Here is a 15,660-nt window from a genome sequence, read left to right on the forward strand (position 1 = left end):
ATGAATAACTGCCAAGGAAAATGTCTAGTTAAATTTTCATTGCCCAAGCCAGATTCCAAATAATAAAATTAAACAGTGATAAATATAAAGTTTGTCGCAAAATTTAGAGTATTGGAAGGTAAGATATTGCTGATCAGCTAAAAATTTGAATCAGGTTAGATAAGCAGTCTGCTTTTGAAATAGATGATTGCTTTTAAGTCTTCAATGATATTTTGGTAGATTTTTCTTCGCAGTTAGTTGATAATAGCTAGCAAGGAGTGATCAAGTCTGCCCAATATCTGCTTAAAGGATATCCTGATTGCTTGAGTGGTAAAGTTTATAATTTAATATAAAAATAGTTATGAAATCGAAATTTACATTAACTCTAATTTTAATTTTTTTTCTAAGTATTTTTTCCTCTGCACAAACCGTATCGGGCACTCCAGGTACAACCGGCTGTCTGGGCGGAGGTACTATCACGGCCAGTAACAATGCAGGATGGACTTCTCCCCAGTATCAATTGCTTAAAAATAATGTTGTGATTGCACCAATTCCAAATGATCCTGCTCAATTTACGACTAACCCTCTTTTTGAGGCTCTTTCCACCGGAACTTACACGCTTAAAGGGCGCAATACAAGTACAGGAACAATTTTTACCAGCGCAAATATAGCAGTTTCAGACGGTTATACGCCGATGAGCATTGCGACGCCAACTAAAGTTGCCAGCTGTTCTGGAGGATCTGCAGTTTTAACAACTACGGTTACAGGCGGTAAATTACCGATAACCTACAAGATAGCACTGCAGTCTTCTCCTGGTTCAATAATTCAGGATAGCGGTGCCGTAAGCGCTTCTAATTTTGCTTTTAATGCACAGCCTGCAGGCAGTTACATTGTAAGTGCTACAGATGCCTGCGGACAAACTGTCACTGGATCAACAGCTGTCACCAATCCTACCGTAACTGTAAACGATTTTAAACTAGGAATAGGCTATGCGTATCCTAAACACCAGACTTCTGCCTGTTCATCACCGATAATCATAATGGTGGAAGCTGGTTTTCAATATATTTCGAACAGTACTGTTATCTCTGCTGCTGATGCAGCATTGTTTAGCTGGAAAATAAAATTTCAGGGCCAGTTATATGGAATTGGTACAGACGGAAATGCTACCGTAGGAGCGGATGGTATTTCACCGCAGACTATAAGTTTTAAAATGCCGCTCGCAGCTACCCGTGAAGACATATACGCAGACATTAATAATATGAGGGTAGTACTGATGGATCAGTGCGGCAACACAAAAGAATTTCCAATCAGGCACGTATATAATGGAGGAACCATAACTACATCTAATTGTGGAGGAACTGGCTTACTGAGCGTTAGAGCCAATTTGCTGACCTGCCTTCCGATGGATATGGTTTTTACCAATACTGCCGATCCTTCCGATGTAATTACACAGACATTGTCAAGTATTCCTGCGACCTTAAGCGGTTTTACTGCAGGAGCCACTTATAATTTTACCTACATTGATGCAGCGGGAAATACAACCGGAAATTTTTTAGGTAATCCCTCATCTCAAATTAATATTCCCGCTGAGCCTTCATTTACACCTTCACAATTTTTGTCAGCTGTACAGCCTAATTTGAATGTGCTGGGATATGGCTTGCTGATCCTTTCCAATACTCCCTATCAAATAGGGGATGTACTGACTTATACTGTAACAGCATCCAACAATCCTTTGGTGCCATTGGGAACAACTGGCAGCGTGACATTAAATTCGACAGGCAATGCGACACTTCCAAGAGTAAATCCGACAGATCCAGCTGGATATTGGCCAAAAGGAAATTATACGCTGAGTATAACAGGCCCCTGCGGTACAAAATCCATGAATGCTGTTGTACAGGGGTATGTTGCCACTCTTTCAGCCGGCACGATGACACCAGTCTGCGGAGGCTTTAATTATACAATGAAAGGTAATTTTGATGTAGCTAGTGCTTATCAGGTCATTATCGTTTCAGGGCCATCAAATGTGGGGCAGGTAAGAGATTTAGCCAGTACAACAGCATCACTCCCGTTTAATGGCTTGAATTATGGCACCTACGTTTTCGGGCTGCGCATTAAGGGAGGCAATACCAATGTACTGACTGAAACAATTACCTATGACGCAAGCAATACTGTCAAGGTAGACAGAAGCAGTACTGGAGGTTTTGTCTGCAGTGACGGCGCTGCTGACGGAATACTTACAATTACTGCCACTAGTATTTCACCAGTTCCCAATAATGCATTGTCATATGCTTTAAGCAAAGACGGAGGGACGACATATGGAGTTTTTCAAAGCTCAAATCAGTTTACAGCACTAAGCAAAGGAACTTATTATTTCAAAGTACAGGATGGATGCGGAAATGTTGTAACACAGTCAGCACAAATTGGTGTGGCAAGTGCACCGACAGCCTCTGCAAATGGTTTGAACAATCCAAAATTATGCAAATTAAATTCAGGCACCATTCAACTAGATGTTGATATATCTGGCGCAGCTTCCTATTTATGGACTGGTCCAGGTATCAATTCAGGAAATCAAAATTTAAAAAGTCCGGCTGTCAGCTACACTGATCTTAGTGCAGGAGTAAATAATTATACTTGTGCAGTGACTGTTGGAGCGCCTTGCAATACTACCAACACCGCCGGCTTAGTTATAACTTTAAATCCCCTGCCAACACTTGTTATTAATAATCCTGCTGCAGTATGTTCGCCTAGTACAGTAAATCTTACAGATGCAGCTGTAACGGCAGGGAGCACAGCAGGTGTTACATTTACTTATTTTACTGATGCAGCCGGCACAGCCGCTCTTGCCAATTCTGTGGCAGTTGCTGCCAGTGGCACTTATTACATTAAAGCTACGACTGCGGCAGGATGTTCCGCAATCCAGCCTGTAACGGTAACAGTCAATCCGGTGCCAACAGTGGTCACAGCGGCCCCGCCTAAAGTATGTTCTGGAACACCAGTCGACCTGACTGCACCATCAGTAACCGCTGGAAGTACAGCTGGCCTTACCTATACTTATTTTACTGATGCAGCAGGAACATCAGTTCTTGATACGCCAAGTGCAGTAACAGCAGGGGGGACTTATTATATAAAAGGAACAACTGCATCTGGATGTTCGGCAATTAAGGCTGTATTGGTTTCATTTAATCCGAGCCCTACAGTGGTAACAGCGGCTCCGCCAGCAGTGTGTTCAGGTACATCAGTTAACCTTACTGCACCATCAGTAACTGCTGGAAGTACTGCAAATCTAACGTTTACTTACTTTACAGATGCGGCTGCTACAGCAGTTCTCGCTTCGCCAAGCGCAGTGACGGCAAGCGGAACTTATTACATTAAAGGAACAACTGCAGCTGGGTGTTCGGCAATACAGGGTGTGGCTGTAACAATTAACCCGACTCCGACATTAGTTACCAATGCTCCTGCGGCAGTATGTTCGGGGACCTCAGTTGATTTGACTGCTCCGGCAGTAACTGCTGGAAGTACTCCAAACCTGACGTTTGCTTATTTCACAGATGCTGCAGGGACAATTGCACTTGGTGCGCCTGGTGCAGTTACAGCTGGCGGAACCTATTACATAAAAGGAACAACTGCGGCAGGATGTTCCGCAATCAAGGCTGTGACTGTATCTGTTAATCCCATTCCAGTATTAGCAATCACTGACCCTGATCCCGTCTGCGCAGGAACTGCTGTAGATCTTACCTTGCCTGCAGTAACCGCTGGCAGCTCGGCAAATTTGACTTTTACCTATTTTACAGATGCCGCAGGTGCTAACGCATTGGCCAATCCCGCTGCAGTCACAATTCCAGGCACGTATTATATAAAAGGAACAGATACTGTTACAGGATGCGATTCAGCCATAAAAGCGGTGGCAGTAAGCAACTTGGCGCCGGCAGATACAAGTCTGACATATCCTGGCGGTCCCTTCTGCGGATCTGGAACAGTATTGCCAGATCTGATAGTCACATGGTCAGCCCCTCCAGATCCCGTATTGCGCCGCCACAGGCTGACAGGATCCAATCTTCTCGGCGCATCACATGCATTCACATTCACCTCAACAGCCGGTCTGGTTATAAATCCCAATAGCGGTGAGATTGATTTGGCGGTAAGTACTCCAGGTACATATACTGTAAATGTTGTTGCCTCATATTCATTTGCACCGTGTCCGTCTAGCGCTGCAGCAACAATAACTATAAACCCGTTGCCAACTGTTGCAATTACCAATCCGGCACCAGTGTGCTCACCAGGAGCCGTAGATCTTACATCAGCAGCTGTGACTTCAGGAAGCACACCAAGTTTAACTTATTCCTATTTTAGCGATGCAGCAGGGACGCAGCCTTTGGCTGATGCAACTGCAATCACAGCAGGCGGTACTTATTATATCAGGGGAACTGATCCTGCGACGGGCTGTTCTTCAATCAGCCCAGTAGCTGTAGAAGTCAACCTGCAGCCTGATGCTTCATTTACCTATGATGCAATCAATAACATAAATGACGAGTATACCTTTACACCAATCTCTACCGCCGCAGATGTTACTTATAGCTGGGATTTCGGAGACGGAGGAACTTCTTCTGCAGCTGTTCCAACACATCAGTATGATTTACTGGGCACCTATACTATAACGCTTACCGCTGCCAATCTCAATGGCTGCACTGACGTCACAGCTCAAACTATTTCCATAAGCAAAAATCCGAATGTGACAGCAGACATTTCGGTGTTTCCTGCCAATGAGTGCCTTATTGGAAATGCGTTTGAATTTACAAGTGCCTCTATCATAGCATCGGGCTATTCGCTAACAGGTCTCATTTGGGATTTTGGCGATGGCGCACCAGTAAGTACTGCATTGAATCCAATTCATAATTATGCGGCAGCAGGTACTTATGTTGTAAATCTCCAGGCTACGGTCAGTAATGGCGTAAATACTTTTACCGATAATGCCACGAGTTCTGTTCTAGTAATCGCAACACCTGCAGTAACCATTACCAATCCGGCGGCAGTATGTTCAGGCTCTCCTATTGATTTGACAGCACCGGCAATAACCTCGGGAAGCACATCAAACCTTACCTTTGCTTATTTTACAGATGCCACAGGAACGGTGGCCCTCGCCAATCCAGATGCAGTAACAGCAGGAGGTACTTATTATATTCAGGGAACAACTCCCGAGGGATGTTTTGCGATAAGTCCGGTGCAGGTAACTATCAATCCGCTGCCTGTTGTAACAGTTAACAATCCGCCAGCAGTATGCGAGGGCACTACAGTAGATATTACAGCAGCAGCAGTAACTTCTGGTAGTACCGCTAATTTGGCATATAGCTATTTTATTGATCAGGATGGGACGCAAACTTTGGATGGGGCAGATGCCATAACAACAAGCGGCATTTATTACATTAAGGGAACAACGCCTGAGGGATGTTCGTCGATAAGTCCCGTGAAGGTAACCGTAACCCCAACACCGTTTGTAGTTGTCAACAATCCATCGGCAGCCTGTGCGGGTACAGCAGTTGATCTGACAGCGCCGGATATAACAGCAGGCAGCACAGCGGGGCTGTCGTTTGCTTATTTCAGTGATGCGGCTGCCACGCAGCCTTTAGCCAATGCAAACGCTGTGACATCAAGCGGCACTTATTATATTCGTGGAACAACGCCGGGAGGATGCTCTGCGATTACTCCGGTACTGGTAACGATCAACCCAGCGCCGTCTTTAGTGATTGACAACCCGCCAGCGGTTTGTTCGGGCACAGTTGATTTGACGGCTCTGTCCGTCACAGCTGGAAGCACAGCCAATCTGACCTTTACTTATTTTACAGATTCCGCAGGCACAATAGTCCTTGACGATGCAGATGCAGTAATGGCAAGTGGCATTTATTATATAAAAGCGACTACATCAGAAGGATGCTCAGCAATAGAGCCTGTCACTGTAACAATTGATCCGACTCCCACAGTAACAACAACGCCACCGCCAGCAGTATGTTCAGGTGTTTCGGTGGACTTGACTGCAGCGGCAGTAACGGCAGGAAGCACATCGAACCTGACGTTTGCTTATTTTACAGATGCAGCCGGCACTGCAGCTTTTGCTAATGCAGATGCAGTAACAGCTGGCGGCACCTATTACATAAAAGGAACAACACCAGAGGGATGTTCTGCAATCAGTCCTGTTCAGGTAACTATTAACCCAATACCGGTTGTAAGTGTGACTGATCCTGCACCAGTATGCGAGGGCACTATCGTAAATATTACTGCGGCAGAAGTAACTGCAGGAAGCACACCTAATCTGAACTTTACATATTTTACAGATGCCGCAGGCACTGTAGTACTTGACAGTGCAGAAGGAGTAACGACAAGCGGCATTTATTACATAAAAGGAACAACACCAGAAGGATGCTCATCAATCCAGCCTGTAACGGTAACGGTTTATCCGACTCCTATAGTGGTAACATCCGATCCATCAGCAGTATGTTCAGGAACAACAGTAGATTTGACCGCGCCCTCAATAACTGCTGGAAGCACCGCAAATATGACTTTCACTTATTTTACAGACGCTGAAGCTGCAACGGTCCTTGCCAACCCCGAGGCAGTAGCAGAAGGCGGCACTTATTATATAAAAGGGACAACACTAGAAGGATGTTCAGCAATGCAATATGTAGTGGTAACTATTAATCCTATACCGGCTGTAAACATTACTAATCCGCCAGCAGTATGTTCAGGTATTTCAGTTGACTTGACAGAACCGACAGTTACAACGGGAAGTGCATCAAATCTGACCTTTACTTATTTCATTGATGCTGCAGGCAGTATTTTACTTTCTAATCCAGCTTCAGTCACAACAGGGGGTACTTATTATATCAAAGGAACTACACCAGAGGGCTGTTATGCGATCAGTCCGGTGCATATAACCGTCAATCCAATACCTACAGTAGCTGTTACCAACCCGCCAGCAGTATGTTCAGGGACATCGGTTGACCTTACTGCCGCGTCCGTAACAGCGGGAAGCACATCCGGGCTGGCCTTCGCTTATTTTACCGATTCGGCAGCCACCACCTTGCTGTCCAATCCGTCTTCAGTAACCGCAGGAGGCACCTATTACATAAAAGGAACCACTCCGCAGGGATGTTCTGTAATCCAGAACGTAGCGGTGACGGTTAACCCAACACCTGTTGTAGCGGTCACCAACCCGGCAGCAGTTTGTTCAGGAAGATCGGTTGACCTCACATCAGCAGCCGTAACAGCAGGAAGCACATCCGGGCTGGCCTTCAAGTATTTTACCGATCCGGCAGCCACCACTGTGTTGTCCAATCCTTCTTTGGTAACCGCAGGGGGAACCTATTACATAGAAGGAACAACAGCAGAGGGATGTTCGGATACCAAACCAGTGCAGGTAACCATCAATCCAGCACCGGTTTTAGCAATCACCAGCCCTGCAGCAGTGTGTTCTGGCACCTCGGTTGATCTGACCGTACCGGCAATAACCTCTGGAAGCACAGCAAATCTGGTATATTCTTATTTCAGCGATGCGGCAGGTACCCAGCCTCTGGCCAATGCCAATGCCATCACAGCGGCTGGCACTTACTATATAAAGGGAACAACAGCAGAGGGATGTTCAGATGCCAAACCAGTGCAGGTAACCATCAATCCAGCACCGATTGTATCGATCACCAGCCCTGCAGCAGTATGTTCTGGCACCTCGGTTGACCTGACCTTGCCGGCAATAACCTCTGGAAGCACAGCAAATCTGACGTATTCCTATTTCAGCGATGCGGCAGGTACCCAGCCTTTGGCCAATGCTGATGCCATCACAGCAAGTGATACTTATTATATTCAGGGGACTGACCCTGCCACAGGATGTTCTTCAATCAGCTCGGTAAACGTCGTTGTCAATCCCCAGCCGGATGCGTCATTTACCTATGATGCGATCAATAACGCAAATGACCAGTATGTCTTTACACCAATCTCTGCGGTAGCAGGTTTGAGCTATAGCTGGGATTTCGGCGATGGAGGCACTTCTTCAGCAGCTATTCCAACGCACCAGTATGATGTTGAGGGCAGCTATACAGTAGCCCTGACAGTCACTAACGGCTATGGCTGTACGGCAGCCGCAAGTGAGGCCATTTCGATAACCAAAAATCCGAATGTGGCGGCTGACATTTCGGTGTATCCTGCCAATGAGTGCCTTGTAGGAAATGCGTTTGAATTTACCAGCGCCTCTACTATAGCAGCAGGCTATTCCTTGACAGGCCTGATTTGGGATTTCGGTGATGGAACCACGGCAAGCACTGATCTGGCCCCTACACATAGTTATGCGGCGGCAGGCACTTATGTTGTCAGCCTGCAGGCTACCGTGAGCAATGGAGTCAATACTTTTTCTGATAATGCGACAAGCTCTGTTATTGTAACCCCAACACCCGCAGTAGTGATTACCAGCCCGGCGGCAGTATGCTCAGGTACGACAGTAGATCTTACCGCGGCGGCAGTAACCGCTGGAAGCAAGGCAAACCTGAATTTTGCTTATTTTACGGATGCGGCGGGCACTATTGCTCTTGCCAATGCAGATGCAGTAACAACAGGGGGCACATATTACATAAAAGGAACAACTGCAGCGGGATGTTCAGATACCAAGCCAGTGCAGGTAACCATCGACCCAGCACCGGTTGTAGCGGTCACTAACCCTGCAGCAGTATGTTCTGGCACCTCGGTGAACCTGACTCTGCCTGCAGTAACCTCTGGAAGCACAGCAAATCTGGTATATTCTTATTTCAGCGATGCTGCAGGTACCCAGCCTCTGGCCAATGCCAATGCCATCACAGCGCCTGGCACTTATTATATTAAGGGAACAACAGCAGAGGGATGTTCGGATACCAAACCAGTGCAGGTAACCATCAATCCAGCACCGGTTTTAGCAATCACCAACCCTGCAGCAGTGTGTTCTGGCACCTCGGTTGATCTGACCGTGCCAGCAATAACCTCTGGAAGCACAGCAAATCTGGTATATTCTTATTTCAGCGATGCTGCAGGTACCCAGCCTCTGGCCAATGCCAATGCCATCACAGCGGCTGGCACTTACTATATAAAGGGAACAACAGCAGAGGGATGTTCAGATGCCAAACCAGTTCAGGTAACCATCAATCCAGCACCGATTGTATCGATCACCAGCCCTGCAGCAGTATGTTCTGGCACCTCGGTTGACCTGACCTTGCCGGCAATAACCTCTGGAAGCACAGCAAATCTGGTATATTCCTATTTCAGCGATGCGGCAGGTACCCAGCCTTTGGCCAATGCTGATGCCATCACAGCAAGTGATACTTATTATATTCAGGGGACTGACCCTGCCACAGGATGTTCTTCAATCAGCTCGGTAAACGTCGTTGTCAATCCCCAGCCGGATGCGTCATTTACCTATGATGCGATCAATAACGCAAATGACCAGTATGTCTTTACACCAATCTCTGCGGTAGCAGGTTTGAGCTATAGCTGGGATTTCGGCGATGGAGGCACTTCTTCAGCAGCTATTCCAACGCACCAGTATGATGTTGCGGGCAGCTATACAGTAGCTCTGACAGTCACTAACGGCTATGGCTGTACGGCAGCCGCAAGTGAGGCCATTTCGATAACCAAAAATCCGAATGTGGCGGCTGACATTTCGGTGTATCCTGCCAATGAGTGCCTTGTAGGAAATGCGTTTGAATTTACCAGCGCCTCTACTATAGCAGCAGGCTATTCCTTGACAGGCCTGATTTGGGATTTCGGTGATGGAACCACGGCAAGCACTGATCTGGCCCCTACACATAGTTATGCGGCGGCAGGCACTTATGTTGTCAGCCTGCAGGCTACCGTGAGCAATGGAGTCAATACTTTTTCTGATAATGCGACAAGCTCTGTTATTGTAACCCCAACACCCGCAGTAGTGATTACCAGCCCGGCGGCAGTATGCTCAGGTACGACAGTAGATCTTACCGCGGCGGCAGTAACCGCTGGAAGCACGGCAAACCTGAGTTTTGCTTATTTTACGGATGCGGCGGGCACTATTGCTCTTGCCAATGCAGATGCAGTAACAACAGGGGGCACATATTACATAAAAGGAACAACTGCAGCGGGATGTTCAGATACCAAGCCAGTGCAGGTAACCATCGACCCAGCACCGGTTGTAGCGGTCACCAACCCTGCAGCAGTATGTTCTGGCACCTCGGTGAACCTGACTCTGCCTGCAGTAACCTCTGGAAGCACAGCAGATCTGACGTATTCCTATTTCAGCGATGCGGCAGGTACCCAGCCTCTGGCCAATGCCAATGCCATCACAGCGGCTGGCACTTACTATATCAAGGGAACAACAGCAGAGGGATGTTGGGATACCAAACCAGTGCAGGTAAATATCAATCCAGCACCGGTTTTAGCAATCACCAGCCCTGCAGCAGTATGTTCTGGCACCTCGGTTGACCTGACCTTGCCAGCTGTAACCACTGGTAGTACAGCAGGGCTGGCCTTTAGTTATTTCACGGATGCTGCAGCTGCAACAGTTCTTGCCAACGCAAATGCAGTAACCAGCAGCGGCATTTACTATATAAAGGGAACAACAGCAGAGGGATGTTCAGCAGTCAAGGCTGTAGTTGTAACCATAAACGCATTACCAAAAGATCCAATTATCAGCTTATCAGGACAAGCGTCAATATGTGCAGGCAACAGTGCAACAATCAGCGCAGCAGGCACAGGAATTTTTCAGTGGTATAAAGATGGCAGTGCAATCACTGGAGCTGTAAGTTCCTCTTATGTGATAGCAGAGGCATCAGCTTCTGATGCGGGAACTTACAGCGCTGTGGTAAGTAATGGAATATGCACTTCAATGCAAAGCAATTTAATTACATTGAATGTAGATAATTGTCCTGCTGTATTTACCTTAGTGAAAACAGTACTTGATTCAGATCGAGACGGCAAAGCGCAGGCCAATGAAGAGTTAACCTATAGGCTTACCGTTAAAAATACAGGAAGTGCCAAAATCGACGCTGTAACAATTAGAGATGCTGTACCGGCAAATACAACTTATGTAAGCGGGGGGACACTTACAGACGGAATAGTCATTTTTACGGCTACCAATTTGGGAGTTGGCATGATCCAGAGCTTCAGCTTCAAAGTTAAGACAGCGTCCGATCTTAAAGGTATAACAACAATTGCAAACCTTGCCACAGCATCAGCAAATGGGGGGCCGGAGGTGCCTTCTAAACCGGAAGATCCTAATAATCCTGGGAATCCAGATCCTTCATGTACCAATCCTGCAGGCTGTTCGACCGATTTGCCGACAGACAATATCGCTGGCATTTCACTTGCCAAACACGGAACCTATGTGGATGGGAACGGTGACGGAAAAATTGATATCGGCGACAGAATAGAATATTCTTTTACAGTGATAAATATTGGAAGCACAATATTGACCAACATTATCATACTTGATGATAATGCCGCTGTAGCAGGAGGACCTTTGTCTTCATTAGCCCCAGGTGCGGCAGATACCTCGGCATTTACAGCCGTTCATATGGTAACGCAGGCTGATCTTGATAGAGCAGTAGTCTACAACCTTGCAAAAGCAATAGGTAAAGATCCTAAAGGAAATGATGTAACTGCAATATCAACTGATCCGCTGCCATGTACCGCATGTCCGGCAGATCCCCTCTGTCCAACCTGCACCATTACCCCATTGGCCGCAGAATCAGGCATCGCGGTAATCAAGAAAGCTGTTGTAATAGATGAGAACAGCAACGGATTTGCCGAAGAAGGAGAGACAATCAGGTATAATTTTGAGGTTAAAAACACGGGGAATACAACCTTGACAAATGTATTGATAACGGATAATCTGCCTGCAATAGTGCTGTCCGGCAGCCCGATCACTTTAGCGCCGCAAGAGATTAATGCAACAAATTTCAGCGCCGTGTATGTAATTACGCGCGCTGATATCGATGCAGGATCAGTCACTAATCAGGCCTTGGCAGAAGGGACGTCGCCTTCGGGAGCAAAAGTAAATGCCCTTTCTGACGATGAAAATTTTTTAGGTGATAATCCAACAGTGGTTGATGTTGTTAACTGTGTCATAGAAGTGTTTAATGCTGTCTCTCCAAATGGAGACGGAATTAATGACGAATTCCATATACAGGGATTGGAGTGCTATCCAAATAATAGTGTTGAGATTTATAACCGCTGGGGAGTAAAAGTCTTCGAGACCTCGGGTTATGGGTCAAACAGAAACATATTCCAGGGATATTCAGACGGAAGGACAACAATCTCAAGAGGTGACCGCCTGCCGGATGGAACCTATTTCTATACCTTGAAATATCAGAATGAAACGTCAAATAGGACGCAGGAGAAATCGGGTTATTTGTATATAAAAAATTAAATTCCTTACAGGGAGCTTTTATCCCTTTTATAATCTAAAGACATATGAAAACAAAGTTTTTTTCGTTCGTTTTGATTTTGACGGCAATTGCAGGATACTGCCAGCAGGATTCCCAATTTACGCAGTATATGTACAATACGATCAATATCAATCCAGCGTATGCGGGATCACGAGGCGCTTTAAGTATTTTTGGATTATACCGCACCCAGTGGGTTGGCTTAGATGGAGCGCCCCAGACAAGCAGCTTCTCGATCAATACGCCAATCAACAACAGCAATCTAGGGGTAGGGCTGTCGCTTGTAAACGACAAAATCGGACCGACCAACCAGAACGATATATCGGCAGACATATCCTATACTGTTCGGACTTCAGCTGATTTCAAGCTCTCTTTTGGGATAAAAGGAACTGCCAATATATTCAATCTGGATATCAATAAACTAAATCCCGCCGATCAGGGAGACCCGCAGTTTCAAGACCTTCAGAACAAGTTTTCTCCCAATGTGGGAGCAGGGGTTTACTGGCATTCTGACAAGGCTTATATAGGGCTTTCGGTTCCTAATTTTATCGAAACCAACAGGTACGATGATAATGATGTTGCCATTTATAAGGACAAAATCAATTATTATTTAATGGGGGGCTATGTCCTTAATCTTGATAAGTACCAGTATTATAAATTCAAACCTGCTATACTGGCCAAAATGGTAGAAGGAGCGCCGCTTCAGGTTGATATTTCTGCCAATTTTATGTTTATTGACAGATTTGTAGTCGGAGCTGCCTACAGATGGAGCGCCTCATTAAGCGCAATGGCTGGATTTCAGATCACTGACGGATTGTATGTAGGTTATGGATATGATCGTGAAACCACAAAACTGAACAATTATAATTCAGGATCGCACGAGATATTCCTACGTTATGAATTCTTTAAAAATCATGGCAAAATGACAACTCCCCGTTTCTTCTAAAAAAAACAAATGATTATGAAAAATTATATACTTTTCGCCTTAACGATAATCTGTTTTTCATTTGACAGCTATGCCCAGGATTCCAAATTGAAATCGGGGGATAAAAAATACGATGGCTATGCCTATATCGATGCCATAAAAACCTATGAAAGAGTAGCCGACAAGGGATACAAGTCTGAAGATCTGTTTAAGAGGCTCGGAAATTCCTATTATTTCAATTCTGAGTTTGAGGGAGCAGCCAAATGGTACGGAGAGTTATTCGCATTAAACGCTTCGCCCGAGGCCGAATATTATTACAGATACGCACAGTCTTTAAAAGCAGAAGGGCAGGTGGATAAAGCCACTAAAATCATGAATGAATTCAGCGCAAGATACAAAAACGATTCCAGAGCAGGGCGCTATAATGATGATGCCCATTATCTGGATGAAATAAGAGCCAATTCAGGCCGCTACAAGATTGAAGATGCCGGCATCAATTCGAAATATTCGGATTACGGAAGTTTTGTCTACGATAGTAAAATATACTTTGCCTCGGCCAGAGATACAGGGAATTTCTCGCAGCGAAAGCACAAATGGACCGGAGAATACTTCACCAATATCTACAGTGCCGATCTTGATGACCAAAGCGGCGGCGCGTTAAAAGTGAATAAAATCAAATCGGAGATCAACAGTCGTTTTCACGAATCATCTCCTGTTTTTACCAAAGACGGAAAAACGGTTTATTTTACCCGAAACAATTATGCCAACGGCAAAAAAGGCAAAGACGCTGGTAAAATTACGCTGGTAAGGATTTACCAGGCCAGACTTGAAAACGGAAAATGGATAAAAGTAACAGCGCTTCCCTTTACAAGCGATAATTACAGCACGGCACATCCTTCGCTGAGCCCGGATGAAAAAACGCTGTATTTTGCATCCGATATGCCGGGTACTTTTGGGCAGTCGGATATTTACAAAGTCAGCATTAACGGAAACGGCAGTTTTGGGACGCCTATTAATCTAGGGAAAGGCATCAATACTGAAGGAAAAGAAACCTTTCCGTATATAACCAGCGAAAACGAAATCTATTTTGCCTCAGACGGCTATCCCGGACTGGGTGGACTCGATGTATTTGTGGGACAGATTGAAGACAACGGAACCATAAGCGGTATTCGGAACCTTGGCAATGATATCAATTCACCTAAAGATGATTTCGCTTATATCATTGATCCCGTTTCCAGAAAAGGGTATTTCAGTTCCAATAAAGACGGTGGGCAAGGTTCTGATGATATCTATAAATTTCTGGAAACAAGAAGGTTAAAATGCCTGCAGGAATTATATGGCGCCATAACAGATTCAGAAAACGGTGCTGTGCTTCCAGAAACAAAAGTGACTTTATACGAAAATCAAAAAATTATAAACTCAACGGTTTCCAATACATCGGGGCAGTACAGTTTTTCTGCAGAATGCGGCAAAACCTATAATGTAAGAGCCGAAAAACCGGATTACGCAACAAAAGAGTTAAATATAACTATTGGAAAAGCTGCCGGAAAAACCAATCTGCCAATCGCATTAGATAAATCGCTATGCAAAGTTGCAGTAGGGGACGACTTGGGAAAATGTTTTGGAATCAAAATGATTTACTTCGATCTCGATAAGTCTGATATCCGTTCTGATGCATTATTCGATCTTGAAAAAATTCTGGATGTCTTGAATCAGCATCCAACAATGAAACTCGATATTCGCTCCCATACCGACAGCAGGGCGACGGGGTCATATAACTACTCTCTGTCTGACCGAAGAGTGAAATCAACTATAAACTGGCTCATTAAAAATGGAGTGGACAAAAATCGTTTAACAGGAAAAGGATATGGAGAGACCCAGCTTGTCAATAAGTGTGCAGATGGGGTGATATGCGGTGAAGAGGAACATCAGAAAAACAGAAGAAGCCAATTTATAGTAACCGCTCTGTAAACAGCAAAACCAATATGCTTCGACTGGTCAGAAGAAAACAGAAAACACCTATTTTTAAAAAAAATATGATCCCGGCAGAAAGCATCTGGTCCAATTTTCAATGGTTTTGTTGAATTGAAACATTGCGGCATTTTTTAGATTTTCTTTGCGTATGACTAATTGCAAGAGCAAAGCAGGATATGAACTTTACACCTGAAATCGCTGTCGATGATACTTCTACTTATGTATTAAAACCTGCGTTCCGATTCTGAGGAATAAACCTTTTTTTGTCTCAGCAGCACATCAAATTGGACAGTAATATTCTGCAGTTCCGTTCAATTTAATAAGGCAGATAAAAAAATAAAAGGAAAAATAAAAGTTGTA

General features: G+C 45.1%; 3 protein-coding genes. All 3 read left to right on the forward strand.

What is annotated here, in order from left to right; genetic code table 11:
• Nucleotides 1-340: 340 nt before the first annotated feature.
• Genes HYN86_RS21280 through HYN86_RS14305 form a run of 3 tightly spaced genes read left to right on the forward strand, consistent with a single transcriptional unit; the run spans nt 341 to nt 15,297 of the window.
• Nucleotides 341-12,385 (forward strand): Ig-like domain-containing protein, encoded by a 12,045-nt coding sequence (locus HYN86_RS21280; RefSeq protein ID WP_113678647.1) that lies wholly within the window; start codon nt 341-343, stop codon nt 12,383-12,385.
• A gap of 44 nt (nt 12,386-12,429) precedes the next feature.
• Nucleotides 12,430-13,347: a PorP/SprF family type IX secretion system membrane protein gene (locus HYN86_RS14300; protein WP_113678648.1), complete on the forward strand. Its 918-nt coding sequence runs from the start codon at nt 12,430-12,432 to the stop codon at nt 13,345-13,347.
• A 15-nt stretch (nt 13,348-13,362) separates the two neighbouring features.
• Nucleotides 13,363-15,297 (forward strand): OmpA family protein, encoded by a 1,935-nt coding sequence (locus HYN86_RS14305; RefSeq protein ID WP_113678649.1) that lies wholly within the window; start codon nt 13,363-13,365, stop codon nt 15,295-15,297.
• The last annotated feature ends 363 nt before the right edge of the window (nt 15,298-15,660 follow it).

It is taken from the genome of Flavobacterium fluviale, assembly GCF_003312915.1.
Lineage (GTDB): Bacteria > Bacteroidota > Bacteroidia > Flavobacteriales > Flavobacteriaceae > Flavobacterium > Flavobacterium fluviale.

Excerpts from the sequence above, each read along its gene's own strand:
- HYN86_RS21280 (WP_113678647.1), top strand. The coding sequence starts at position 341 with ATGAAATCGAAATTTACATTAACTCTAATTTTAATTTTTTTTCTAAGT.
- HYN86_RS14300 (WP_113678648.1), top strand. The coding sequence starts at position 12,430 with ATGAAAACAAAGTTTTTTTCGTTCGTTTTGATTTTGACGGCAATTGCA.
- HYN86_RS14305 (WP_113678649.1), top strand. The coding sequence starts at position 13,363 with ATGAAAAATTATATACTTTTCGCCTTAACGATAATCTGTTTTTCATTT.